A 26,217-nucleotide genomic window follows, 5' to 3' on the forward strand; every position below is an offset into this window, starting at 1 on the left:
AGCCCACTTCAGTTTGACAGAAGTGGGCTTTGTCTATGCAATCATTCAACAATCGGCAATTCGACGATGATCGTCGTCCCTTGTTCTGGTTTAGAACGGACTGAAATCGTTCCGCCGTGTGACTCTATGATTTCTTTACAGATGGCGAGCCCAAGGCCGGTGCCTCCAATGTTGCGGCTCTGTTCATTCTGTACGCGATAAAACTTTTCGAATAGTCGCTCGGCGTCTTCTGCTGTCACCCCGATGCCCTCGTCTTCGATGGCGACGCGGATGACGTCCCCTTCACACGATACGTTGACGGCAATATTCCCGCCGTCGGGTGAATACTTGATGGCGTTGTTCAAGATGTTCGAGAACACTTGGCGTAGTTGGGCTGGGTCTCCTGAGACGCGTATCTCCTCGTCACACTCGAAATGGAACGCGTGCAGCTCGGTCGACCCCGCATGAACCTCAAGGACGTCCGAGAGAAGCTCGAACAGACTCTCGACTTTAAAGTCTTGCTCGACTTTTCCCGCTTCCATCTTTTGAACGTCAAGCAGGTCGCTGACGAGCCGTTCGAGCCGTCTCGTCTCGCTGTTGATCATCCCCAGGTAACGCTTGCGTTTCAGTTCATCGACGTGACGGTGCTCGAGGAGCTCCGTGAAGCCGAGGATGGATGTCAAAGGCGTCCGTAGTTCGTGAGATACGGTTGCGACCAATTCGGTTTTCAAGCGGTCGATCTCAATCTCTTTCGTCACGTCTCGCGACACAAAGATTACACCAGCGCGTTCGTCCTGCAGTTCGATCGGTTCGGCGTACATCCGTATGATACGTGTTCCCTCTTGCATCGAGTACGTAAACGTCTCATCGAATATTCCTTCATGCTTCGCTCGATTCGTGAACCGGCTCAGGCCTTCTTGATCATCGACCTGATCCATGAACGGCCGGTAGAACGTTTCGATCGGATAAAGACTTTGGCGGTCATCAAACGGAATCGGTTGTTCGTACAGATCAAACAACGCCGCATTGGCGAACCGTTGCTCGGTCCCCGTCTCGACGAATACGATCGCGTCCCGCATCGTATGCACGATGCGAGCCGTCTTCTCTCGTTCCCGCTCCAATTCATCGTGCTGTCGGATGAGCGAGCTTGACATCACGTTGAATGATCTCGAAAGCTGACCCACCTCATTTCGAAGCGGGTCGACCGGGACGAGCCGTGCATGCGGATCGACCGCTAAACGTTCGCTGTTCGTGATGAGTGCCTGGAGCTGGTTCGTCACCCGGACGATGTACGGTTGAAGCCCGATAAAGAGTGCAAACAGCGCACCGAGTAAGATGATGAGCCAACTCCATTGGGCTTTGGCGAGCTGTTCAGATAACGACTCACGCAGTCCGGTCTCTTGGAAGTCAAGTTCGGACCGATAATCGGTGAACACCGATTCCATGTCGACGATGCTCGCGCTCATATCGGCCGCGTTAGTCGGCTTCAATTTGAATCGTGTCTGGTCCGAGCTCGCGTTTTGCGGCATGAGTTGGCCAAGGGTCGCCATCTGCAAGAATGGCTCATCGACCTCCCCGCTCGCCTTGGCAATCACGTAACGCTCGAGTCCTGGCATGACCCGGGACGTATAGATTGTGAACAGGAGACGGGCGTCAGTCGCGAACGTTACTTCCTCTGCGCTCGCGGCGCTTTGTTCGAACCACGTCGTCTGTTCGTCGATCCGGACTTGTGCCGCTCGTGCTTCGTCTAACAGTGACTCCTCACCGAGCAGGACGTGCCCGCGCATCTCATACTGCATCGATTGCCATGTCTCGAACAAATCGGTCGCGCGCGCGCGTTGTTCACTGATTCGTTCGAGTTCAACCGTCGTCTCACCGATCGCCTGTTGCGTATAAAAATAAGTCCCGAGCGAGGTGACGATAATTAAAGCGATGAGAACGTAGAACACCGTGAGGACTTGCCGGCTAATCCGTTGTGCGATCCAGCGTTTCATATATTTCCTTCTTTCCGTATCAGTTATATTTCATTTATTTAAGTTCGCTATTCACATAAGGCAGATTCGTGTACTATAATTAGATGTTAGTCACTATTATTCTAAAAAATGTAGTTTTTTTCCTGACATAGTAACAGTATAGCGATGACTTCTCACAAGAAACTCACAAATAGCGAAGGGAACATGCTGATGACCCCTAAATATATCGGGCTGACGCTGTTGATCCTCCTCCTGGCATTGACAGGTGGACTCACGTTCACACGTGGGCAATCGATTGACAGTACAGCTACCGTCATCCAAGGAACTGCCGACTTGAGCGCTTCCGAAGTGACCGACACGATCATACGTCTTGACGGGACTTGGCGTTTTCAATCGAGCTTGCTCGACCAAGTCGATCGTCAGACGTATCGCAACGTCCCGCACGTAACCCCACATCAAGTGGCAACGTACGAAGTCGACGTCTCTCTCCCGCCTGGCCAGTACGCGTTACGCGTCCCGAGAAACCACCCGCACATCCGTCTCGCAATCGATGGTGAAGCGGTGTCTCCCGTCTATTCGTCGACACCCGATTCACGGAACGCCTATCTCGTCTTACTCGATACGTATACGCCCAACTTTCGCTTGACGATGCAAGTGACCGGATCGGACGAACGCTCACCCGGTATCCAAGATAGTCTGCTCATCGGTCCGACGAGCAGTATCATGGCCCTCCAAAATAAATTTTTCAGCTACGATTTTATTATTATTTTGATTTCACTTTTAATTTTTTCATTCTATGCGATCGTCTTTATGTTCCACCAAAAAGAGTCGCTCTATCTATACGGTGCCGCCTTCTTTTTCTTGATCGGCTTGTCGCTGTTGACACGTGATCAAATGATCGTATTCGAATTCATCCCGGCCATGACTTATGTCGTCGCCCATAAGTTCAGCTTGATCACAGGATTCCTTAGCCTGACCATGCTGATTGGATTCGCACTCCGGCTCGAGCAAGTCCCGTTCAGCCGTTTCCTCTCCATCGCATCTTACCCACTTTACGCGTTCAGCTTGATCGCACTCATCATTCCGTATAGTGTACACGCGACGTTTGATTATGTTGCCTGGATTTATATACTCGTAATCGCCTTTTTTTGGACAGGACTCAATATCAATTGGCTGTTCGAACGAAAAGACGATGGGTATCCGTTTGAATTTCTAATCTTTACGCTCGCGTTGGTCATCGGCTATATCGGCCAGCTCATCAACGTGTTCATCACGCATCCGAACCAAGTATTGTATTCGAGCGTCCTATCGCTTATCTACTTTTTACTCATGTTCATGTTGCTGCCGGTTCATTTATCGACCGACAAAAAGCAAAAGCGAGAAGTGCAAACGTTCGCCACACAAAGCGAGATCTCATTCTTCAACTCTCAAATCAAGCCGCATTTCTTGTACAATACGTTCGGGAACGTGATCGCACTCTGCTACACCGCACCGAACGAAGCCGCACGACTTCTTAGCCATTTGAGCACGTACGTCCGCTTCATCTTCGAGAACGGACGCACGGAGACAGATATTTCACTCCGCCAAGAACTCGGGGTGATCGATTCTTATTTGATGATCGAGCAGACGCGGTTCGACGGCGCCTTCACCATCATCAAAGAGATTGACGAGACCGTTCTCGACGCTCTCATCCCTCCACTCTTGATCCAACCGCTCGTTGAGAACGCGGTCCAACATGGGTTGATGAAACAAGACGGCGTCAAACGGCTCCTGTTATCCGTCCAAGACGCCGGCGATATGATTGATATTCGCATCTCGGATAACGGGGTCGGCTTTGACCCGAAGGCAGTGCTTCACGAAGTGAGCGGTATCGGTATCCCGAACGTCAAAAGCCGAATCGGTTACCTTCCTGACGCCACGTTTAAATTGAATTCTGAACACGGGGTCGGCACGAACGTGCACATTCGGCTTCCGAAACGAGAGAGGATGACAGTAACACATGCGGACAATCCTAATTGAAGACGAGCCCCATATTTTGAGGATGATGGAACGATTCATCCAAGCAGAGCCGAATTTGAAATGGATGGGCTCGTTCCACGACCCCGTCCAGGCACTCGAATTTTTAACGACGCAAGAAGTCGATCTCGTCTTTCTTGACGTCGAAATGCCAAAGATGAACGGACTTGACCTCGCTAAGCGCCTCCCTGAGACGACACAAGTCGTTTTTACAACGGCACACAGCCAATATGCGGTCGAGGCGTTCGGGTTACAGGCGACCCACTATCTGCTCAAACCGATTACCGAAGAAATGATTCACGACCTCGTCCCGCGCGTCTCGAAACGGTATACAGAATCGCTTCAGTCCAAGCATCATCGGACGTGTACGATCCAATGTTTCGACAATTTCTCCGTCAAGACGCAAGACGGCGACCTCGTCAAATGGCCGACCCAAAAGACCGAAGAGCTGTTCGCCTACTTGATCTATCATCGTGACAAGGTCGTCAATAAATGGCTCATCGCCGAGACGCTCTATCCCGATATCGATGATCCGCAACGGGCACTCCATAACGTCTACAACCTCATCTATCGCTTAAAGAAGACGCTCGCCGATCATGACTTGAGCATCACGGTCCAAACGATCAACAACGGTTATTCGCTTCACTTAGACGACGTTTGTTCGTGTGACTACCACGACTGGTTGAATACCGGTCAGACGGAAGCAAACACGCGCCTGTTCGTCGACAAAGATTACAAGTGGCACTAAAAAACTTCTTCCCGCCCGGGGAAGAAGTTTTTTATCGTCCGATGAATCCGCCATCGACATGCAGATGCTGACCGTTGACCCACATTCCGTCACGTCCCATGAGAAATGAGACGTAGCGAGCCGTATCTTCCGGTGTGCCGACCCGCCCGTGAGGGAACAACGGCACGAGTTCGTCACGAAATGCGGCGTCGATCCAACCCGAGTCGGTCGGACCCGGGTCGAGCGCGTTGACCGAGATGCCGAACTGGCCGACCCCGTTCGCAAGTGCTGGGGTGATGGCGATGAGTGCCCCTTTCGACGCGATGTAGGCCAGGTTCGATGCATCCGCCCCACCCGACACTAAAAACAGGATGCGCCCGTCCGTATGTCCCGCTCTCCGATACCGTTCGACGAATTCGAACGTCAAACCGAGCGTCCCTTCGTTGTTGACTTGATAGTGGCGCCTTAGCGTCTCTGTCGTGAACGTGTCGACGCTCACGTGCCGCTCGTACGTCGCGTTGTTGATCAGACGGCTCGGTATGCCGAGCGCTCGTTCGACACGGCCGAGAAGACCCGCTTCGTCCCCTGAAGCCAAATCATACGCCTCATGCGCGACACGGGCCCCTAACCGCTCTAATTCGTCGACAAAACGTTCGATGAAGCCCTCGTCTTCCCCAATCCCTTCCGTGCCGTCAAACGGGCTCCAGTGTGTCAAATACAGATCATGGCCTGTCGTCGCAAGCTGGCGGGCGATGGCCGCACCGATCCCTTGGCCGCGGCTGACGCCGGTGATGAGCGTAAGTGGTCGTGTCATTCAGTTATCCCCGTTTCATTGTTGATTTGATTAGAAAATATGGTCCCCAGTCTGCTTCGTGCGGGATGACGTATGTCCATGTATAGGCCGGGTCGACGATATACACGTCCGCATAGTCACCTGCCGCGACCGTCAAATCTTTCCGCACGAACGTTTGTGCTTGACTCAACTCGAGCTCGATCACATCGTTGGAGTGTTCAAAAAACAAGAGGCACTTCCATTTCGCGGTATGGTGCAAGGCGACATCTGCCTCTTTTCCAACGAGACAGCCATCCATCTCTTCGACGAGATACTCCCAAAGATACGGTCGGTATTGACTCCGCTCTTCAATCAATACGAAACAATTCTTCCATTCTTCTCGTGCTTGTTCCCCTCGATTTTCGTACTCTGTGACCACAACCCCCTTAGCGGTCAGTCGCTCAATCAATGGATTCATCTTCGTTCCCCCTGGTCTCCTCCTCAGTTTATCCATTTTAAGGACAAGAGACCAACTTCTCCTGCAAATCGAAGCGATGCCCTCAGTAAAAAAGAGAGGTACGACGCCCTTAAAAGACGTCGTACCTCTCTATTTCTAGATTTTATAATTTGTACTGATTGGTTCGCTTATTTCAAACGGTCTAAATTCTCAAGCATGATGCCTGTACCGTGCGCGACGCTAAGCGTCGGCTCGTCGGCGATCATGACTGGCAAACCGACTCGTTCAGCAACGAGCTGGTCGATGCCGTGAAGGAGCGATCCGCCGCCTGTCATGATGATGCCGCGGTCGATGATGTCGGCCGCAAGTTCTGGTGGCGTCTGTTCGAGGACGCGCTTCGTCGCTTCGACGATCTCGTTCGCCGACTCGGCCATCGCTTCACGGAGTTCTTCTGATGTGATCGTTACTGTACGTGGAAGCCCACGCACCATGTCTCGGCCTCGGATATCCATCGTCTCGTTGCGTCCACCCGGGAATACGGTCGCGATCTCTTTTTTGATCTGCTCGGCCGTACGCTCACCGATGATGAGCTTGTGCTTGTCTTTGATGGCACGGAGAATGTCCGTATCAAAACGGTCTCCGGCAATCTTGATCGTTTCACCGCAGACGATGTCGCCCATCGAGAGGATGGCGACGTCGGTCGTCCCGCCCCCGATATCGACGATCATATGTCCAGCAGGCTTCCAGATATCCATGCCCGAACCGACAGCTGCTGCTTTTGGTTCCACTTCGAGGAAGACTTCTTTGGCGCCAGCTTTCTCAGCGGCCTCACGAATCGCTTTCGCCTCGACCGGTGTCACGTTGGCCGGTGTACAGATCAGCATCCGGATGCCACCGAAGAAGCCACGGACTTGAATCTTCTCGACGAAGTGGCGAAGCATCGCTTCTGTCGTCGCGAAGTCGGCAATGACCCCGTCACGGAGTGGACGGATGGCAACGATGTCGCCAGGCGTACGCCCGACCATCTGATACGCTTCCGAACCAACGGCGAGTACTTTCCCTGTCGAACGCTTGATGGCCACGACAGAAGGCTCGTCGAGGACGATGCCTCGGCCTTTCACGTGGATGACGACGTTTGCTGTTCCTAAATCAATCCCGATATCTTTTGAAAACATGGTGTGTAGGTTCCTCCGTTCGTTACTTCATTGAAAAGAGCGAGAAGAATCTCCTCGCTCCTATGAGTCTATTAATTAGTTGTTGACCAGTTCTTCAGCGATTTCGACAGTTCCTTCAATTCGCTCGATGTCGGCACCGAGTGCTTTAAGTTTCTTGTGGAAATCGACGTATCCGCGGTCGATATGGTATAAGTCACCGACACGAGTCTCCTCGTCGGCGATAAGTCCTGCGAGGACGAGCGCTGCCCCGGCACGAAGGTCTGTCGAAACGACTTCGGCACCTTGGAGGCGGACGCCACCTTTAATGATTGCTGAACGACCTTCAATCTTAATGTCTGCGTTCATGCGACGGAATTCTTCGACATGCATGAAGCGGTTTTCAAACACAGTCTCTGTAATAACTGACGTGCCACCCGCTTTTAAGACGAGGGCCATCATTTGCGCCTGCATATCTGTCGGGAAGCCAGGGTGTGGCATCGTCTTCAAGTCGATTGGTTTCAATACTTCTGGTCCAATGACACGCATACCTTCTGTTGTCTCTTCGAACTTGACGCCCATCTCTTCCATCTTCGAGATAAGTGGACGTAGATGTTCGCGCTCAGCTCCGATGACTTCAATGTCGCTGGCTGTGATCGCAGCAGCGACGAGGAACGTGCCAGCTTCGATACGGTCCGGGATGATCGAATGCTCAGCACCATGCAACTTGTCCACGCCTTCGATGCGGATCGTTTCCGTTCCAGCACCGCGGACGTGAGCGCCCATACCGTTCAAGAAGTTCGCGAGGTCGACGATTTCCGGTTCTTTCGCAACGTTCTCGATAACAGTCGTTCCTTCAGCGAGAACCGCCGCCATCATGATGTTTTCTGTCGCACCGACCGATGGGAAGTCAAGATAGATCTTCGCACCTTGCAAGCGACCTTCAACTGATGCTTCGACGAAACCGTTGCCAATCACTGTCTTCGCGCCCATTGCTTCAAATCCTTTTAAATGGAGGTCGATCGGACGTGATCCAATCGAACATCCGCCTGGCATTGCGACACGCGCATGGCCAAGACGAGCAAGGAGAGGACCCATGACAAGGATCGAGGCACGCATTTTGCGAACGTACTCAAGCGGCGCCTCGTCTTTGATTGTGCCCGAGGCATCGACAGTGACTTCGTTGTTTGCTTCATCGAACGTGACTTCTGCACCGAGGTGACGAAGCACTTTATTAATCGTGTAAACATCAGCAAGACGTGGCACGTTTTGAAGTACCGATTTTCCTTCGCCTGCTAAAAGAGTGGCAACCAATGTTTTCAGTACGGCGTTTTTAGCTCCTTCAACACGCACAATACCTGACAATTTACGTCCTCCACGGACTACAATCAAATCCTTCATATCTCTCTTTGTCCTCCAGCTTCGTTGTTTTTTTATTTTATGCGTCGATATCCGTTTCCGGATGTGGTTATGTCGATTACTATGATGTTTTTTTAACGTGACGCCTCATCAGAAAAAAATAAAAATAAAATCATAATCTGTCCTGATGATTGGTCGTCATGTCAGACGAGTTTATCCTACATGATATACATATAGGAGTCGTTACAACAGGATTACAGTTTGTTAATGATTTGGAAAATCGACTGTAATGGTACGAGCGCCTGAGCTAATCGGATATACTCCAAAAAGAACTGGGCGATCAGAGAACCGAAGACGACGGCCACGAGGACACGCAAGACAGCGGCTTGCGGACTTCTCACTTGGTTGAGCACGCGCTCCCATTTAACTGGCATGAGTGCCCACCAGGCGACGTAAATCGCTACGACATAGATGACGAGCGATAAGACGGTGTTTAACATCCTCGATTCCCCTCTTTTCGAAATTTTGTACCATTTTTAATCATAGCACGTTGCGACAGAGAAAAAAAGACTTAGCATGATGATGATCAATCGAATCGTCTCATCCTATCAGCTCACTCTCTTTAAATAAACCGCATATAAAAGGGACGTCATCGGCGCATAGCCTTTACTACAGTAATTGACGTCCCACCAAATTTTCAAACATTATTCCTTTTTTTCGTCCTGTGCGAGCGCCCAGCGGATCGATTCGATATAGTAACGAGACCAATCTAGCGCCGTCTCGTCGACTGGCACAGTTAACTGCTCATATGCCTTCACCGACTCGAGCAATTCATGCAACTTGTTCGGCTTACCGAGAAGTGCATCTTTGACAATCGGTTCGACTGGGAGTTCGGCGATCAGCGTTTGCATCGTCTCGTCCAAAATGACGTCGAGTGAAGAGAAAATTCCGGTGATGAACGCATCAAACGGAGCAACCCCTGGAATTGTCTCATCGGCAATCAACTCCATCATCTTCCCACGGATAACGCTTTGCTTGATCAATTCTTTCGATTCAGACGTCTGCATCTCCCGAAGCAACATCAAATACGACCAACGCCGCATCTCGTCAAGTCCGATACGGGCAACGGCTTGTTCGATCGATTGAATCGTCGTACGACCCTTTTGATAGACCGTGTTCACCGACCGGAGCATCTTGTAGGACAGATCGACACTTCGTTCGATTTGCCCGGCGATGCGGCGGAAGTTCGGTTCTGGTTTATCGAGCTCTTTCAGCACCTCGACGAGCGTATTACGGAGCGGATGGACTTCCGCCCCATGAATGACTGTCGGACGACTGAAGAAATAACCTTGGAACATTTTATAGCCAAGCTCTTTCGCGATATCATATTCAAGCTTCGTCTCTATCTTTTCCGCAAGAAATTCGATCCGGTGTCCGAGCGCATCGATCAAGCGTTTCTGTTGGTCGACCGGCGTCGCCTGATAATCGATTTTAATAATATCCGCAAGCCCGATCAACGGGCGGTATTTCTCTTCGAAGACGAAATCGTCTAAGGCGATCGTATAACCTTTCCGCCGAAGTGATCGCAGGGCGGCAAGTACTTTCTCGGTCGGTTCGACGTGTTCAAGCACTTCGATGACGAGAGATTGCCGCGGCAATAATGAAGGCACTTCCCCTTCGATCAAGTTCTGTGGAAAGTTGATGAACGCCCGCGTCCCTTCGGTCAATTCCCGAAAATTAAAGACGAGGTAGGCGTTATGGATCACGTCGGCGGTCGCAAGCGCATCGTCGACATGTTCGAACATATTTTTCTCGCTGCGGCGATACAACAGTTCGTAGCCGCAGACACGTAGTTTTTGGTCAAAGATTGGTTGACGCGCAACGTAAACTTTCATCCCTTTAGCTCCTTTACTATAGTTCCCACCTATATTATCGGACGACCCGATCTTTCGTTCCACTATTTGAATGCGAAAAATCTGATTCTTTTGACCTACAATTAAATGAAGGAAGCTGGTTCAATCGTCTGATTCAAAATGGAGGAACAAAAAAATCCTCTCTCACGAAACGTGAGAGAGGATTTTCATCATTCTTTAATATCGCGAATGCTCAAGCGGTTGACCGCTTTCTTGAGCGCTAACTCCGCACGTCGGAATTCAGTATCCGAAATCTTCGAATCTTGAAGGCGACGTTCGGCGCGGAATTTCGCCGCAGAGGCGCGGTCGTAGTCGATCTTATCCGCCATTTCGGCCGTTTCAGCTAAGATCGTCACCATATCGGGACGAACTTCCATGAAACCGCCGCTGAGTGCGATCAGCGTGCGTCCACCATCTTCGTGGCGCAGTTTAAGGACCGAGACGTCGAGTGGCGTCACCATCGGGATGTGTTTCGGCAAGATACCGAGTTCACCTGTCACCGATTTGGCGATGACCATTCGTGCCTCGCCCTCGTAAGCTGCACCATCCGGGGTGACGACGTTGACGTGAAGAGTATTCATCGTCTAGTTTCCCCCTTCCGTGTAGGTCTTAGACCAACGTCTTCGCTTTTTCGATGACGTCTTCGATTGGACCAACGAGACGGAATGCGTCTTCTGGGAGATCATCGTGTTTACCATCGAGGATCTCTTTAAAGCCACGGACTGTCTCTTTAACTGGTACGTACGAACCTTGTTGGCCAGTGAACTGCTCAGCCACGTGGAAGTTTTGTGACAAGAAGAACTGAATCCGACGGGCACGGTGAACCGTGAGCTTATCGTCTTCAGACAACTCGTCCATACCGAGGATTGCGATGATATCTTGAAGCTCTTTGTAACGCTGAAGCGTCTGCTGGACGTTACGCGCGATTTCATAGTGCTCAGGTCCGACGATGTCAGGCGAGAGGGCACGTGAAGTCGATGCGAGCGGGTCAACGGCTGGGTAAATCCCCATCTCCGAGAGACGACGCTCAAGGTTGGTCGTTGCATCAAGGTGGGCGAACGTTGTCGCTGGAGCCGGGTCAGTATAGTCATCGGCTGGTACGTAAACCGCTTGGATCGATGTGACCGATCCTTTAGCTGTCGACGTGATCCGCTCTTGAAGCATACCCATTTCCGTCGCGAGTGTCGGCTGGTAACCTACGGCAGATGGCATCCGACCGAGAAGGGCCGATACTTCAGAACCTGCCTGTGTGAAGCGGAAGATGTTATCGACGAAGAGAAGAACGTCTTGTCCTTGCTCATCGCGGAAGTATTCTGCCATCGTAAGACCCGTCAAGGCAACGCGTAGACGCGCGCCCGGCGGCTCGTTCATCTGACCGAATACCATCGCCGTCTGCTTGATAACGCCTGATTCCGTCATCTCGTGGAACAAGTCATTTCCTTCACGCGTACGCTCGCCGACTCCTGCGAATACAGAAATCCCGCTATGCTCTTGCGCGATGTTGTTGATGAGTTCCTGGATGAGGACAGTTTTACCTACACCGGCACCACCGAAGAGGCCGATTTTACCACCTTTGATGTATGGTGCGAGAAGGTCGACGACTTTGATCCCTGTTTCCAAGATCTCAACATTTGTCGACAATTCATCAAACGTAGGTGCGAGACGGTGAATCGGTGCCCGACGTACAGTCGGTGAAACTTCTTTATCGTCGATTGGGTTACCGAGTACGTTGAAGACACGACCGAGCGTCTCTTCTCCGACTGGTACTGAAATCGGTGAACCTAAGTCAAGTACTTCCATGCCGCGGCGAACGCCGTCCGTTGAGTCCATCGCAATCGTACGGACCGTGTCATCCCCAAGGTGAATCGCCACCTCGAGCGTCAAGTCGACACTGACATCTTGCGCCGTCTCTGCCACGTACGTGACTTTGAGGGCGTTGTAGATGTTCGGTAAGTGGTTCTCGAACTTAACGTCGATAACTGGGCCCATGACTGCGACTACGCGGCCTTTTGTGCCGTATTCGTTCATCGTGTTAGCCTCCTACAATCTAGAGGGCGTGCGCTTATTCAAGCGCAGCCGCACCTCCGACAATCTCTGTGATTTCTTGTGTGATCGCCGCTTGGCGCGCGCGGTTGAACTTGAGCTTGAGTCCGCGGATGAGATCATCCGCATTGTCTGTCGCGTTCGCCATCGCCGTCATCCGAGCCGCGTGCTCCGATACTTTCGCATCGAGAAGCGCGCCGTAGATGAGCCCTTCCGCGTAACGCGGGAGGAGCGCTGCTAAGATCGTTTCTTCTTCTGGTTCGTATTCATACATCACATTAGATGCGGTCTGTTCGATATTCCCAAGCGGAAGCAATTGATCCATCTTCACTTCTTGGCTGATGACAGAGATGAACGAGTTGAAGCAGAGCTTCAATTCATCGATCTCGCCTTCACTGAACGCGCCGACCGTCTGTTTGACGATCTCCGCGACTTCAACGAATGTTGGCTGGTCGTTAAGTCCTGTCATCGCACTGTACACCGGAATGTTACGTGTCTTGAAGAACTGAACGCCGACCTTCCCGATCACGTACAGACGGTACTCGTCTGTCGAATCGTGTTTGGCTTTCAACTCGCGGTACACGTCGCGAAGGACGCTGGCGTTGTATCCACCAGCAAGTCCGCGGTCCGACGTGATGACGATGTAGCCGGTCCGTTTGACGGGACGGACTTGAAGCATCGGGTGTGTTGCGCCTGAAGTACCGCCGGCAATCGACGAGATGACTTCTTGCAACTTGGTCATGTACGGCTTGAAGTTGGCGTTGCTCCCTTGAGCGCGGTTCAACTTCGAGGCCGACACCATGTTCATCGCTTTCGTGATTTGCTTCGTGCTTTGGGTCGAGGTGATCCGCATCTGGATCTCACGTAATGATGCCATTTCGATTCACCACCTTAATAGACGCTCGTCACCGGATTAAACCGATGGCGAGAATGTCTTTTTGAATTCCGCAATTGCATCGACCATCGCCTCGTCAGCAGGAAGGTTTCCTGTTTGACGGATTTCACGGCAGAGGTCCGCACGGTTTTGGTCGAGCCATGCGTTCATGTCTTTTTCGAAACGACGGATGTCTTCGACTGGGACGTCATCGAGATGACCTTTCGTGAGAGCGTAGATGATGAACACTTGCTTGTCGACCGAGAGCGGTGCGTTCAATTCTTGCTTCAAGACTTCAACCGTCCGTTGTCCACGGTTCAACTTCGCTTGTGTCGCTTTGTCGAGGTCTGACCCGAACTGGGCGAACGCCTCGAGCTCACGGTATGACGCGAGGTCAAGACGGAGCGTACCGGCAACTTTCTTCATCGCTTTCACTTGAGCCGCACCACCTACACGCGATACCGAGAGACCGGCGTTGATCGCGGGACGTACCCCTGAGAAGAAGAGGTCTGACTGAAGGAAGATTTGACCGTCTGTGATCGAGATAACGTTCGTCGGGATGTAAGCCGAGATATCCGACGCTTGTGTCTCGATGAACGGAAGAGCTGTCAGCGAGCCGCCACCGAGTTCGTCGTTCAACTTCGCCGCACGCTCAAGAAGGCGTGAGTGGAGGTAGAAGACGTCACCTGGGTAGGCTTCGCGGCCTGGAGGACGACGGAGAAGAAGCGAGAGCTCACGATAAGCTGCCGCTTGTTTCGAGAGATCATCATACACGACGAGGACGTGTTGTCCGCGGTCCATGAAGTACTCACCCATCGATACCCCTGCAAACGGCGCGAGGTAAAGAAGTGGGGCTGGCTGTGAAGCCGAAGCCGAAACGATGATTGTGTAATCGAGGGCACCATTTTTACGGAGCGTCTCAACTACGCCACGGACAGTTGATTCTTTCTGACCGATTGCGACGTAGATACAAACCATGTTTTCTTCTTTTTGGTTGATGATCGCATCGATTGCGACCGATGTCTTACCAGTTTGACGGTCACCGATGATGAGCTCACGCTGACCGCGACCGATTGGTACGAGGGCGTCAATCGCCTTGATCCCAGTTTGGAGCGGTTCGTGAACTGACTTACGGGCCATAACGCCGTAAGCTTTACGTTCGATCGGGTTGTATGTGTCCGTCACGATCGGTCCAAGACCGTCGATTGGTTGTCCGAGCGGGTTGACGACGCGTCCGAGGAGCGCATCACCGACTGGTACTTCCATGATGCGGCCCGTACGTTTAACCGAGTCGCCTTCTTTGATACCTTTGTAGTCGCCGAGGATGATAATCCCGACGTTGCCTTCTTCTAAGTTTTGCGCCAAGCCCATTATGCCGTTTGAGAACTCTACGAGTTCTCCTGCCATAACGTTATCGAGTCCGAATGCACGAGCGATACCGTCACCTACTTGAATGACTGTACCTGTCTCACTAACTTCGATTTCAGAACCGTACGAAGCGATTCGCTCTTTTAGCAGGGCGCTGATTTCTTCAGCTTTGATCGTCATTGAATTCACCCCTATTTCTTACGCATTCAACAATTCACGCTCGAGGCGTGTTAGTTTAGTTTCGATTGTGTCATCATACGTCGTGTAACCGATCTGGACACGAAGTCCACCGATAACCTGTTCATCGACGACGTTCTTCAATTGAAGCGTCTTGTTCATCTTCTGACCGAAGACGAGTTCGACTTCTTTCAACTCTGCTGCCGACAACGGGTAAGCACTTGTGACGAACCCTTCAGCGATGCCGCGGAAGTCGTTGATGTAATCTAAGACGTAACGCGGCAACCCGCGAACTTCGCTCGCACGGTCGTTCTCGACCATGACGAGAAGTGTGTTAAGCACGATTTCTGTCATATCACCAAAGCTGTGTGTTAAAAGCTGTGCAAGCTCGCTGTCGCTGACTGCAGGATTCGTTAAGAGATCCGTCAGTTCAGGCGTCGCGTGGAGCACTTCATCGAGCAGACGCACTTCCGCTTCGACTTGGTCGAGCGTGCCTTGCTCCCGCGCTAAGTCGAAGAGCGCTTTGGCATAGCGTTTTGCTAACGATATGTTCATCAGTTAGCGCCTTTCGCTTTAGACAGGAAGTCTGTGACGAGGGCACGTTGTTTCACTTCGTCGCCTTTAAGGTCTGACTGAAGGACGTGGCGTGCTGCCGAGAGCGCCTGTGTGACGACTTCGGTTTGAAGCGACTGTTTCGCGAGCTCGCGCTCACGCTCGATCGCTTTTCCAGCCTCGATCTTGATTTTTTCGGCTTCCAAACGCGCCTGCTCCACCAAGCGTGCTTGTTCGGCTTCAGCTTGACGACGGCTTGAGTCAAGCATCTCTTTTGATTCTGTACGTGCGGCGCTTAAAGCGTCACGTTGTTCGACGACATATGTCTCCGCGTCTTTGCGGCTCTTTTCAGCAAGCTCGATTTCGTTCGCTACATACTCTTCACGCTGTCTCATCATTCCAAGGAGTGGTCCCCAAGCAAATTTCTTCAACAGGGCCAAGAGTACGAGGAATGTGAAAAGTGTAAAGATCATATCCAGGATGCGGAGGCCTTCGCCACCAGCACCAGCTGCAATCATCATCGTATCCATGCATACCCTCCTCTTGACTAAATAAGTGAGGGAGACTTGCTCCCTCGTTTGTTGTTCTCGTTAACTCGTAATCAAGAGTTGAGGAGAAGGAAACCGACAGCCACACCGATGATCGGGAGGGCCTCAACCAAACCGATACCGATGAACATTGTTTGACGAAGTTCGTTTTTAAGTTCTGGCTGACGTGCTTGTCCTTGTACTGTTCCGTATACGATGAGACCGTTACCGATACCAGCCGCGAGTGCTCCGAGACCGATAACGATTGCTGTTGCGAGAAGATTCATTTGTTCCATTGTGTATGTTCCTCCTAAAAGTAAGTAAATAGTTTTTTTGTTCAACGCTTTGGCGAGGCCAGCTTATCCGAATCAATGCTCGGCTGAAGCTTTATGCCCGATGTACACCATTGCAAGCGTCAGGAAAATGTAGGATTGGATAACCCCGATAAAGATTGAGAAACCTTGCCATAAAATCATCGGCAGGATTGCGAACACAGCACCAAGCGGGTTAAGTGCCCCTTGTGCGGTAATTGCGAGTCCCAAGATGATGGTAATCATGATTTCACCGGCAAAGATGTTACCGTAAAGACGCAGACCGAGCGTCAAGGTGTTCGCGAACTCCTCGATAAGCTTGATCGGCAATAAGAACCAGACCGGCTTCACGAATTCCGCCGAATAGTGCTTGAAACCGTGTAGCTTCACGCCGTAATAGTGTGACATTGCAACGACGAGTGTCGACAACGCCAATGTGACGTAAGGATCGGCCGTCGGTGAGTTGAACCATAGATAGTGACCGGAAATGACGTTGAACGGCAGACCCATCAAGTTCGAAATCAGAATGAACAAAATCAACGTCATCCCAAACCCGATAAAGCGGCCTCCTGTTTTCCAGTCCATCGCACTCGAGATGATCCCGCGTACGAATTCCGCGAAGAATTCCATCAAGTTCTGCTTACCTGTCGGCTTCATGGCCAAGCGTCGTGTTCCCCAAACGGCGAACGCAAAGACGAGCAATGATGCGATTAGCACCGTAATGACGTTCGTCCAGCTCCCATATAACGTATAGTCTCCAAGTTGTAGAGAATATGTGGGAAACTCATGACCCATTAGTATTCACCTCTTTTCCTGCTGAGCTGGGCAAGTGTGAACTCGCCAAATTGTATGATGTGGCCGGCGATTAGACCAGTTACCACCGCAATCAGCGATACTCGATCCTCGTAGAAGAGACCGACTATCACGGCTAACGCACCGACTGCCATTCTTGAAACAGTCCCGTGCGATTTCGGGCGTCGCCCATGTTCGATCACGTCAAACATTCGAATGACGCTGCGATTCTGCATATGTAGAATGATCAGACTGGCGACCCCACCCAGGAACAAGCCGAGAAATACCGGTTTGTACACAGGGACGATGAGCGCTCCGACGAGGAGAATGGCGAACCATCCGACAAACCACTTCGTATAGCGTTTCATCAACTCTTGTTGTGCTTTTCTGTCTGCTTGCACTTGTTGTAGTTCCGTTTGTTCTAGCTTCATTCGTCCTCTCCTGTCATTAAACTTCGAAGGGTGAGTACGAGCGCGGTGATCCCGATAAACATTCCGAGAAACACCGACACATTCCAACCAAACGTGCCCCAAAATTCACGTCTCGCCCCGTATTGGCCGACGAGATAACCGATGACGATCGGTCCAGCGAGCGCGGTCGAGATTTGCGAGGCAAGTGAGGCGTAGGATAGGTAACGATTGTCTTTTTTCGTCATCCTAGTCCCCCTTTCTAACTGGCAGCCAGCACTTCATCGTCTTCGATTCACACTCGCGTGACCATCAAAAGTCACACAAGTTCAGAGTACTGGAAATAGCATAAGAAGTCAATTGATTTCACAATTATAAAAGCGCTTTAAACCGAGTCGTATCAAGGCTTTTACGCACTTCACAAACTAAATTAAAATCACTAAATTTTAAATAAGTGTGAAGGAACGGTGAAATAAAAATGTTGACTTTATAATATTTCACAAACCGAATCAGATGAGGAATAGTTCAGTTATACATCCGCGTATTGGAAAATACAACGTAAACCGCCCCACGTTCACAAAAGGTTTTAAAACGGACGCTGATTTCGTATTGAAATCGTTTTCATTATCCTGTACCAGTATACCGATTATCTTTTTGCTGTGTCGAGCGATTCTGATAAATTTGTAGTGATGAATCTCACATCATCATTTTTCAGCATGAATCGGCTGAAAACCCAACGCTATCAAGCCGGAACCGATGCCAATCTTTGTGGGGAGTCTAGAATTAAGATGTAAGCGCCATCTATATTTGTGTCCATTTTGTGACTTCAAAACCGATAATCGCGTCCCACTTGCCATGAGCGGCTCTTCGTATTGTTAAATAGCAAGTAATAATCCCCCCTTTTACAACCTGTTAAACACTTTTTTCAAAAATAATGTTTACAATCCTTCGACAACGGGGAAATAAGGTTATGTGAAAATAATTTTTGAAAAGAGTTGAGTCAATGATTGAGTTTAAAAATGTAGAGAAGACCTTCAAAAGTACGACTGTACTGAAGGAAATGAACTTGACGATTAACAAAGGCGAACTCGTCGTCTTTATCGGCCCGTCCGGTTGCGGTAAGACGACGTCGCTTAAAATGATCAACCGTTTGATCGAACCGACGTCTGGGACGATTATCGTCAACGGTCAAGACACACGTAAGATGGACCCGATCGAACTGAGACGCCAAATGGGTTACGTCATTCAACAGACTGGCCTCTTCCCTCATATGACGATCCGCGAGAATATCCAATTGATCGCCAGTCTCGAAGGACACGCCGAACAGGATATGGACGCCCGGACCGAGCACTTGCTCCGCATGGTCGGCCTCGACCCGGACCAATTCATCGATCGCTATCCGAGCGAACTGAGCGGCGGTCAACAGCAGCGCATCGGCTTCGCCCGCGCCCTCATGAACGACCCGGAAGTCATCTTGATGGACGAGCCATTCAGCGCCCTCGACCCTGTGACGCGGAACGATCTCCAAGAAGAGCTGTTTAACCTGCAAGAAGAAGTCAAGAAAACGATTGTATTCGTCACCCACGATATGGATGAGGCGATCAAGCTGGCTGATCGTATTTGTATCATGCGTGACGGGGAAATCGTTCAGTTCGATACGCCGGAACAGATTCTCCGTAATCCGCAGGACGAGTACGTCGAAGCGTTCATCGGCAAAAATCGAATTTGGAACAGCCCTGAATACATTAAAGCGAAAGATATCATGATCACGGACCCTGTCTCAATCAGCGGCAAACGCACAGTGTTGCAGGCGATTGAAATCATGCGTTCACGAAAAGTCGACAGTCTCCTGATCACGGACCGCGATCGCGTCCTTCAAGGACTCATCAAATTGAAAGACGTCCACGGGATCCAAGATAAGACGAGACGACTCGAGGAAGTCATGAACGTGAACTACGCTTTCGTCTCGAGCGAGGACTCGCTCCTCGATATTTTAGACGTCATGAACACGAGCGACCAAGGCTATCTGCCGGTCGTGACCGGACCTACCCTTAACGGACTCATCACACGCAGCAGTTTGCTTTCCGTCCTCAGTGAGCAATTCATGCAAGAGGAGGAAACAATATGAATACGATTCAATCTTTTTTCAATTACGTCGCAGGCAACACCGACCAAATCGGTACGCTCTTGCTTGAACACTTGCAACTGACCGTCTTCGCCGTCTCGCTCGCAGTACTGATCGGTGTCCCGCTCGGTATTTTGATTCTCCGGATGCCGCGCCTCGCCAAACCGATCCTCGGTCTGACGAGCGTCGTTCAGGCTGTGCCAAGTCTTGCCTTGCTCGGTTTCCTCATCCCGTTCATCGGGATTGGATCGACACCAGCCATCATCATGGTCGTCCTGTATTCACTGCTCCCGATCGTGAAGAACACGTATACGGGTCTGTCGAGCATTCCAGGTGACACGCTTGAATCCGCTAAAGGGATCGGCCTCACCGATCGCCAAATTTTAAGCAAGATCCAATTGCCGCTCGCCTTGCCGATCATCATGGCCGGGATTCGAATCTCAGCCGTCACGGCGGTCGGTCTCATGACGATTTCAGCGTTCGTCGGAGCAGGTGGCCTCGGTTACCTCGTCTTCGCCGGTATCCAGACAGTCGACAACAACCAGATCTTAGCAGGTGCCATTCCGGCCGGATTACTTGCGCTCTTGATCGACTTCATTGTCAGCCGCATCGAGTATAAAGTCGCTCCGAACGGGATCGTCCTCGCCGACGGACGGATGAAGAAGAAAAAACACCGTCCCGCTAGAAAAGTGGCGAAGCCGCTCATCGTAATCGCGACAGCGTTCACCTTACTGCTTGCCGGTTCGATCTACGCCTTCACCCGTGAAGACGATACAATCGTCGTCGGTTCGAAGAACTTTACTGAACAGCTAATCCTCGGCAACATGGTCGCCGATTTGATTGAAGACAAAACCGATCTCGACGTGAAACGTCAACTCAATCTTGGCGGTACACAAGTCGCATTCAGCGCACTTCGTACCGGTGAGATTGACACATATGTCGAGTACACCGGCACGCTCTTCGTCGACGTCTTGAAGCAAGAAGTCAATAACGACCCGGACCTCGTCTACGAACAAGTCCAGTCACAGATAAAAGAACGTTTTGACATTCGTACGCTTGACCCAATCGGCTTTAACAATACGTATGCGATCGCCGTCAAGCAAGAAGATGTAGACAAGTATAATCTGACTACTGTGTCTGACCTCGCCGCAGTGAGTGACGAGCTCATCTTCGGTCCTACAATCGAGTTCTCGAACCGGGAAGACGGTTATCTCGGGTTAAAAGAAGCTTATTCGTTTAATTTCCAAGACGTGAAGCCCGTTGATGGCGGACTCCGTTATACGGCACTTATGAACGATGAAAGTAACGCCATCGACAGCTTCTCGACGGACGGTTTATTAAAGCGATTTGAACTCGTCGTCCTTGAAGACGATCAACAGTTTTTCCCGCCTTACTACGCCGTCCCGATCGTCAGTGAAGAAACACTCAACGAACATCCTGAGCTCGCTGACGTGTTGAACTTGCTCAACGGCAAAATCACGGACGAAATCATGCAAGAGTTGAACTACCTCGCCGACGTCGAAAAACAACGTCCCGAGAAAGTCGCTCACGACTTCCTCGTCTCTGAAGGTTTGATTGAACAGTAAGACAAACGAATCCCGCCCCTCGAAAAGGGCGGGATTTTGTCTATCCGTTTGTTGACCACGTTGGTCGTTTTCGGCGCCTCGAATCGAACGGCCTACATCGCTTTCCCCATCGAAACGCGGTTGCGCCCGCTTTGCTTCGCCTGATAGAGCGCTCGGTCAGCCGCTTCGATCAAATCAGACTTCTCGACGTCTAGTCCGGGGATGTGTTCTGCGACACCGATGCTGACACTCACTTTTCGGAGCGGCTGATACGCTTCATGTAAAATGTTCAGCTTAAGAACCGCTTGGCGAATCCGTTCAGCGACTTCTTTTGACTGACGGGCATGGCGCGGCCGAAGTAACACTGCGAACTCCTCGCCGCCGTAGCGTGCGACCATACCATCTTCCCCGACCGCTTTATCAACGGCGTGCGCGACCCGTTCGAGACAGGCATCCCCCGCCAAATGACCGTACGTATCGTTATACAGTTTGAACGCATCGATGTCGAGCAGGAGGAGCGCGACATCCGTACTTGATTCTTCCGTCTCATCCCAAAGTCGCTCGAGCTTTTCATCGAAGGCACGACGATTCCAAACGCCGGTCAAAGCGTCATGAAGCGATCGATGGATCAGCGCTTGCTTGCTGCGCTCGAGCCGGAACGTGTGCACGAATGCGAGCAACAAGAGGATGGCGATCGCGACGACGATGACAATCACCCACGTCGCCGAATTCGAGGCACTGACACTTCGCTGTGACGCCTCTTGAATAATTTTGTCGATGTCCTCCCGGATGTCGGCGTCAACGTCTCGAAATTGATTGATGTAATCAATCCCGCTATAGCGCCGCGCGTTCGCTTCCACAATTTTGCCCGCATCGACGAGGGCAAGCTGCGACTCATAAAACATCTCCATCTCATTGATGAGCGGAAGCGCCTCTCCTTGAATGATTTCCTGCATAACCGGATGGCGATGGTCAAGCTCGTGGATGACTTGAATCGTCTCCGCAAGAGCATGCTTCGTTTCATTATATTGTCGGAGCGACAACATATCTTGATTATATGTATAGCCACGGACCGATAACTCTTGATCGAGCAGGAGCGCGAACAGTTCAGACGCCGCGTTCGCGATCGGAATCGCCTCTTCGACGATACGCTCGTTCTGCCGTTCGATGTTTTGGAAGGCGCTGTAGCTCCATAGACTCGTCAAAAACAGCGCTAATAACGCAATCAACAGGTAGGCTTGCAAAAGTGACAGTTTTGGCCTCATGGTCGTTCTCTTCCTCATTTCAACAGATGACATTCGCTTCTGTCTTCACTATCGGTTGTTGCTTCGGTTTTCTCAACTATTATGGATTGGTTTCCACAGATTGAGCGCACAAAAAAGGAGGATCCGACTGGAGCCTCCTTTCGTTTTGCTTATTTCGTTCCGAACAAACGGTCACCTGCGTCACCGAGTCCTGGCACGATGTAGCCATGTTCGTTCAACTTCTCGTCGAGTGCGGCGAGATAGATTTCAACGTCTGGGTGCTCGGCTTGAACGCGTTCGACACCTTCTGGCGCTGCGCAGAGACAAGCAAGCTTGATCGACTTCGCGCCGTGTTTTTTAAGGGCTGCGATCGCATCAGCTGCAGATCCGCCAGTCGCAAGCATCGGGTCGACGACGATGAAGTCACGCTCGGTAATATCTGTCGGCAACTTGAGATAGTATTCGTGTGGCTCGAGCGTCTCCGGGTCACGGTAAAGACCGATGTGACCGACTTTGACGTTCGGCATCATTTTGAGGAAGCCATCCACCATGCCGAGGCCTGCCCGTAAAATTGGGACGATTCCCAATTTCTTGCCGGCAATCATCTTTTGTGTCGATACTGAGACCGGTGTCTCAATCTCCACATCAGTAAGCGGAAGGTCGCGTGTAATTTCATATGCCATAAGTGAAGAAACCTCTTCTACGAGTTCGCGGAACTGCTTCGTCCCCGTCTCTACTTTGCGCATAATCGTCATCTTGTGCTGAATCAATGGGTGATCATAAACGTGTACTTTTCCCATTTTGCTTCACTCCTCTCTAAATCTCTCTCGAGCATTGTACCCCAACTTCTCTTAGAAAGGTAGGGTCAACTTCCGTTTTTGAAGAGGTCAGACGAAACCCCAAGGGCCAGTTTGACACCTTGGGGTTGATCTACCTTCTAGATTAGAATTTGAAGAAGTTCAAAAAGCCGGCTGTCTTGTGCTTTGCTTTTGCACACATGTCGCCTTTGGCTTTTTCATGCTTCACGAACTTGGCATGCTTAGCAGCATGTTTTTTCGCGTGCTTCTTCGCTTTCTTTTTCTCTTTTTTCAGTTCTTTTTCTGTTTTCTGCTTCGGCTCAGCTTGCTTCGAGTCTTCTGGCTCGACTGGCTTCGTTGTCGTGCTCGTCGATGCAGCAGGCTTCGTCGGCGCTGTTGTCGGTTTTGACGCCGTCGACGTTTCTGTCGCCGGTTTCGTCGCTACCGGTTTTGGCGCAGTCGATGTTTCCGTCGCTGGCTTCGTTGCTTCCGGTTTTGGCGCAGTCGATGTTTCCGTCGTCGGTTTCGTTGCTTCCGGTTTTGTTGCAGTCGATGTTTCCGTCGTCGGTTTCGTTGCTTCCGGTTTTGGTGCAGTCGTTGTTTCCGTCGTCGGTTTCGTTGCTTCCGGTTTTGTTGCTGTTGACGTCTCTGTCGTTGGTGCTACTACGACAGGTGCCGGAGTCGGTGCCGTGTCTTTCGTCCGTGTCACAAGACCTGCGTTCCAGTTCACATAAGCGTCTGCTTCATGGAAGTGGATAAACTTCGAGTCAGCGGCAAGTTTGTGGCTCTCCGCACTTTGACGCGTTGAGATCGTGAGCGTTTTGACCGAATGTTTCGTGTCGACTGCTTGAAGTTTTTTGATCATGTTTTGTGACCAGGCGTCGCTTTTGATCGTGTCGGCGTTGAAGCTCTCCCACATGATGCCATCGACGTAAGGTGCTGTCGACGTTTCGAGTGTGTCAAAGCCCCAGTTTTGGACCATAGCGATGTTGCCGTAACGGGCACGCGCTTCTTTCAAGAAGTTGACGAGACCGTCACGTTGCTGCTTGAGCACGGTCGGGTTGTTCAAATGTTCGTTGTCGATATCGCCGACCGTATCCATGAACACGCCATCGATTCCTTTAGCGATGACTTGGTTTTGGATTTCCGTGAGCAAGAGCCCTTGGAAGTGCGGTGAAGCGATGTTCGTCAAGTAAGAATCCCATTCCGAGTAGTGGACACGTTGTCCGTTACGCGTGAAGAAATCACCTGACTGAAGTTTTGACATGAGACCGGTGTTCCACGTCGCGACTTCCATGACACTAATATAACCGAGTACTTTCGTACCGCGTGACTTGATCTGTTCAACTTGAGCTTTTGTATAATGAAGCGGCTCGATGATGACGAGATCATAGTTTTGCATATCTTTGATGATCGTTTCGTTCGGATGACCATAATACACTTGATAGTTCTTCACACCGTCGAGTGGGTTCATCGTTTGCGCCCCCGTTTTTGACATGTTCAGACTAACAATCAACAACACTACCGTTAGAGACATAATAAACTTTTTCAATTTCAATACCTATTCCTCTCCTGATGACTGACAAAACTTGGTGACAGACAATGATGGTTGAATTGAGATGTGTCTCTCCGTTCCCCCTTTTCTTCATAATTTGATGACGAGAAGGTTAGTGCTGTGTGTTTTATCGATGTATCGGATTCATGTATGTAATGTTGAACCTTCGCAAAAAAAATTATAGGATAGTTTTCTAGCAAAATATAGTGTCAATTTGACGACAAAAAAACCGCTTCATGACATAGTCTTGTCATAAAGCGGGTATTGTATTTAGTTCAGCTATTATATCGAATCGATCGATTCAACAATTCCTCGAGCCGCATCAGGTCGATTGCGTACGTTTGTTTCGTCGTCAGGTCGATGAGGTAGACCCGCTGATCCCCAGGCTCGACCCAAACCTCGAAATGTTGCTCTTGTAAGTGTTCATACAAGGAGAGCGTCCCGTGTTGGACGGCTGCTTCTGACTTGTCTCCGCCTGCCACATGCGTCAGGAGTTCGAACAGCGCTTGCGTATTCGGTCCATCTAGATGTGACGTCTTCCCCTTCGTCTCGTACGTGGCGAGCTTCGTCTTCACCGAACGAGCGGACGAACTCATCAGCTTCGTGGTCATCGGCCGTCTGACACTGCCCCACACTTCGATGACCGCATCATATTGTTTAGACAATGTGAGCGAGGTGGCGTCGCTTACGTCTCCAATCGGCTGTTCAGCAAGCACGACTCGTTTCAACAGTTGGCGTTTTGAATGATCGAGCGTGAACACATCAGTTGTCGAATCGGTATATACATACTTTCCGGTGAAGGCGCTTGGAAGAACGGTGCGTTCCCATGACGATTCCGTACCCATCTGTAGCGCGACCCTGTCATCCGCTAACTTCGTGAGGAAAGCGTATCCGTCATTCTTTCCGCTCTTGAATACGAACAGCCCCGGTTCAATCGTCCGGTCAAGCGTCCGGCCGTTCTGCATCACCTCATACGTCACGTACAACGAACCGCTGTCCGGCGTCTGGTAGCGAAATGTCGATCCCGGGACGATTGTTTCATGTACTTGATTGATCCGGAACAAGTTGACGATTTTTGCGACATCGGGCTCCGGATAAAACGAGACCGCCTCTCCGACATCGGTCTCGACTAGTTCACTCGAGATGAGCGACTCGAATTCGTCGACGGGATCAACCCGGAACGTCCGCTCGATTTGTTCGTGGCTGTTCGCACAGGACAAATAACGGTCGTCGCCGCTCACCCAATACTTAATCGTCTGGCTACCGAGCTCTGCATACAGCGGATGCCGAAACGTCACTTCAGTCACCTCACCTCGGCGTGACGGGAGCCGTTCCGTCGTTTGTTGTCGACAATAAGCCAGCAGTCGCTTCTCTGTTCCCGGTAAAATGTGTTCCTGCTCATCTTGATTCGTCACGTACGCTTCGAGCGGACGTAACGCGAGGGCGTTCATCTCTTCTTTCGAACCACAACCGCTGAGGCAACAGAGGGCGAGCAGGGCAGTCCAACTCAGTCTCATCACTCGTCTCCCCCTC

At 50.9% G+C, this 26,217-nt stretch carries 25 protein-coding genes; 4 read left to right on the forward strand and 21 right to left on the reverse strand.

What is annotated here, in order from left to right:
- Positions 1 to 41 precede the first annotated feature (41 nt).
- Entirely contained in the window at positions 42 to 1,973 is a 1,932-nt protein-coding gene (locus EVJ24_RS01920) for a sensor histidine kinase (protein WP_131439140.1), read from the reverse strand.
- A 189-nt stretch (positions 1,974 to 2,162) separates the two neighbouring features.
- On the opposite strand from EVJ24_RS01920, the gene EVJ24_RS01925 reads away from it, so the two are divergent.
- Together EVJ24_RS01925 and EVJ24_RS01930 are read left to right on the forward strand one after the other, a co-directional pair.
- Entirely contained in the window at positions 2,163 to 3,971 is a 1,809-nt protein-coding gene (locus tag EVJ24_RS01925; RefSeq protein ID WP_131439142.1) for a sensor histidine kinase, read from the forward strand.
- Positions 3,952 to 4,716: a response regulator gene (locus EVJ24_RS01930; protein ID WP_131439144.1), complete on the forward strand. Its 765-nt coding sequence runs from the start codon at positions 3,952 to 3,954 to the stop codon at positions 4,714 to 4,716. The genes EVJ24_RS01925 and EVJ24_RS01930 overlap by 20 nt, the downstream gene beginning before the upstream one ends.
- 31 nt (positions 4,717 to 4,747) lie before the next feature.
- Here the strand turns inward: EVJ24_RS01930 and EVJ24_RS01935 are convergent, their stop codons facing one another.
- From EVJ24_RS01935 to EVJ24_RS02010, 16 genes are all read right to left on the reverse strand, one after another.
- A complete protein-coding gene (locus EVJ24_RS01935; RefSeq protein WP_131439146.1) occupies positions 4,748 to 5,509 on the reverse strand; it encodes an SDR family oxidoreductase in 762 nt (253 codons plus the stop codon).
- Positions 5,510 to 5,513: 4 nt separating this feature from the next.
- The gene (locus EVJ24_RS01940) at positions 5,514 to 5,945 is read right to left on the reverse strand and encodes a DUF4275 family protein (RefSeq protein ID WP_161568723.1); all 432 of its coding nucleotides are present in this window, start codon (positions 5,943 to 5,945) and stop codon (positions 5,514 to 5,516) included.
- A gap of 167 nt (positions 5,946 to 6,112) precedes the next feature.
- A complete protein-coding gene (gene mreB, locus EVJ24_RS01945; RefSeq protein WP_071398347.1) occupies positions 6,113 to 7,099 on the reverse strand; it encodes a rod shape-determining protein MreB in 987 nt (328 codons plus the stop codon).
- Between the two features lie 75 nt (positions 7,100 to 7,174).
- Positions 7,175 to 8,476, reverse strand: coding sequence for a UDP-N-acetylglucosamine 1-carboxyvinyltransferase (gene murA / locus EVJ24_RS01950; RefSeq protein WP_131439150.1), 1,302 nt, complete (start codon positions 8,474 to 8,476; stop codon positions 7,175 to 7,177).
- A gap of 212 nt (positions 8,477 to 8,688) precedes the next feature.
- Positions 8,689 to 8,934 carry a DUF1146 family protein gene (locus tag EVJ24_RS01955; RefSeq protein WP_071398349.1) on the reverse strand — a complete coding sequence of 82 codons (246 nt, stop codon included), beginning with the start codon at positions 8,932 to 8,934 and terminating at the stop codon, positions 8,689 to 8,691.
- A gap of 204 nt (positions 8,935 to 9,138) precedes the next feature.
- Positions 9,139 to 10,329: an EAL and HDOD domain-containing protein gene (locus tag EVJ24_RS01960; protein WP_236637520.1), complete on the reverse strand. Its 1,191-nt coding sequence runs from the start codon at positions 10,327 to 10,329 to the stop codon at positions 9,139 to 9,141.
- Between the two features lie 188 nt (positions 10,330 to 10,517).
- Positions 10,518 to 10,928: a F0F1 ATP synthase subunit epsilon gene (locus EVJ24_RS01965; protein ID WP_071398351.1), complete on the reverse strand. Its 411-nt coding sequence runs from the start codon at positions 10,926 to 10,928 to the stop codon at positions 10,518 to 10,520.
- A gap of 28 nt (positions 10,929 to 10,956) precedes the next feature.
- The gene (atpD, locus tag EVJ24_RS01970) at positions 10,957 to 12,375 is read right to left on the reverse strand and encodes a F0F1 ATP synthase subunit beta (RefSeq protein WP_071398352.1); all 1,419 of its coding nucleotides are present in this window, start codon (positions 12,373 to 12,375) and stop codon (positions 10,957 to 10,959) included.
- Positions 12,376 to 12,409: 34 nt separating this feature from the next.
- On the reverse strand, positions 12,410 to 13,267 hold the full coding sequence (gene atpG, locus EVJ24_RS01975; RefSeq protein ID WP_131439154.1) for an ATP synthase F1 subunit gamma: 858 nt from the start codon (positions 13,265 to 13,267) through the stop codon (positions 12,410 to 12,412).
- 36 nt (positions 13,268 to 13,303) lie between these two features.
- Positions 13,304 to 14,812 (reverse strand): F0F1 ATP synthase subunit alpha, encoded by a 1,509-nt coding sequence (atpA, locus tag EVJ24_RS01980; RefSeq protein WP_016510234.1) that lies wholly within the window; start codon positions 14,810 to 14,812, stop codon positions 13,304 to 13,306.
- An 18-nt stretch (positions 14,813 to 14,830) separates the two neighbouring features.
- The gene (locus EVJ24_RS01985; protein ID WP_070328178.1) at positions 14,831 to 15,364 is read right to left on the reverse strand and encodes a F0F1 ATP synthase subunit delta; all 534 of its coding nucleotides are present in this window, start codon (positions 15,362 to 15,364) and stop codon (positions 14,831 to 14,833) included.
- Positions 15,364 to 15,891 carry a F0F1 ATP synthase subunit B gene (atpF, locus tag EVJ24_RS01990; RefSeq protein ID WP_016510248.1) on the reverse strand — a complete coding sequence of 176 codons (528 nt, stop codon included), beginning with the start codon at positions 15,889 to 15,891 and terminating at the stop codon, positions 15,364 to 15,366. The genes EVJ24_RS01985 and atpF overlap by 1 nt, the downstream gene beginning before the upstream one ends.
- A gap of 71 nt (positions 15,892 to 15,962) precedes the next feature.
- Positions 15,963 to 16,175: a F0F1 ATP synthase subunit C gene (atpE, locus tag EVJ24_RS01995; protein WP_035386543.1), complete on the reverse strand. Its 213-nt coding sequence runs from the start codon at positions 16,173 to 16,175 to the stop codon at positions 15,963 to 15,965.
- An 81-nt stretch (positions 16,176 to 16,256) separates the two neighbouring features.
- Entirely contained in the window at positions 16,257 to 16,994 is a 738-nt protein-coding gene (gene atpB / locus EVJ24_RS02000) for a F0F1 ATP synthase subunit A (RefSeq protein ID WP_016510243.1), read from the reverse strand.
- A complete protein-coding gene (locus EVJ24_RS02005; RefSeq protein ID WP_070328179.1) occupies positions 16,994 to 17,422 on the reverse strand; it encodes an ATP synthase subunit I in 429 nt (142 codons plus the stop codon). Before EVJ24_RS02005 ends, atpB begins: the two co-directional genes overlap by 1 nt.
- On the reverse strand, positions 17,419 to 17,646 hold the full coding sequence (locus tag EVJ24_RS02010) for a hypothetical protein (protein WP_071398354.1): 228 nt from the start codon (positions 17,644 to 17,646) through the stop codon (positions 17,419 to 17,421). Before EVJ24_RS02010 ends, EVJ24_RS02005 begins: the two co-directional genes overlap by 4 nt.
- A gap of 755 nt (positions 17,647 to 18,401) precedes the next feature.
- Here EVJ24_RS02010 and EVJ24_RS02015 point away from each other — a divergent pair.
- Together EVJ24_RS02015 and EVJ24_RS02020 are read left to right on the forward strand one after the other, a co-directional pair.
- A complete protein-coding gene (locus EVJ24_RS02015) occupies positions 18,402 to 19,526 on the forward strand; it encodes an ABC transporter ATP-binding protein (RefSeq protein WP_131439156.1) in 1,125 nt (374 codons plus the stop codon).
- On the forward strand, positions 19,523 to 21,109 hold the full coding sequence (locus tag EVJ24_RS02020; protein WP_131439158.1) for an ABC transporter permease/substrate-binding protein: 1,587 nt from the start codon (positions 19,523 to 19,525) through the stop codon (positions 21,107 to 21,109). Before EVJ24_RS02015 ends, EVJ24_RS02020 begins: the two co-directional genes overlap by 4 nt.
- A 92-nt stretch (positions 21,110 to 21,201) precedes the next feature.
- Here the strand turns inward: EVJ24_RS02020 and EVJ24_RS02025 are convergent, their stop codons facing one another.
- The 4 genes from EVJ24_RS02025 to EVJ24_RS02040 form a co-directional block, all read right to left on the reverse strand.
- Complete coding sequence (locus EVJ24_RS02025) at positions 21,202 to 22,353, reverse strand: GGDEF domain-containing protein (protein WP_236637521.1); 1,152 nt, start codon at positions 22,351 to 22,353, stop codon at positions 21,202 to 21,204.
- A gap of 149 nt (positions 22,354 to 22,502) precedes the next feature.
- A complete protein-coding gene (gene upp / locus EVJ24_RS02030) occupies positions 22,503 to 23,132 on the reverse strand; it encodes a uracil phosphoribosyltransferase (protein ID WP_035386536.1) in 630 nt (209 codons plus the stop codon).
- 142 nt (positions 23,133 to 23,274) lie between these two features.
- Positions 23,275 to 24,627, reverse strand: a complete 1,353-nt coding sequence (locus EVJ24_RS02035) for an endo alpha-1,4 polygalactosaminidase (RefSeq protein ID WP_161568724.1) — start codon at positions 24,625 to 24,627, stop codon at positions 23,275 to 23,277.
- A 332-nt stretch (positions 24,628 to 24,959) separates the two neighbouring features.
- Positions 24,960 to 26,201: a hypothetical protein gene (locus tag EVJ24_RS02040; protein WP_131439160.1), complete on the reverse strand. Its 1,242-nt coding sequence runs from the start codon at positions 26,199 to 26,201 to the stop codon at positions 24,960 to 24,962.
- Positions 26,202 to 26,217 lie beyond the last annotated feature (16 nt).

It is taken from the genome of Exiguobacterium sp. SH1S21, from assembly GCF_004337175.1.
Lineage (GTDB): Bacteria > Bacillota > Bacilli > Exiguobacteriales > Exiguobacteriaceae > Exiguobacterium > Exiguobacterium aurantiacum_A.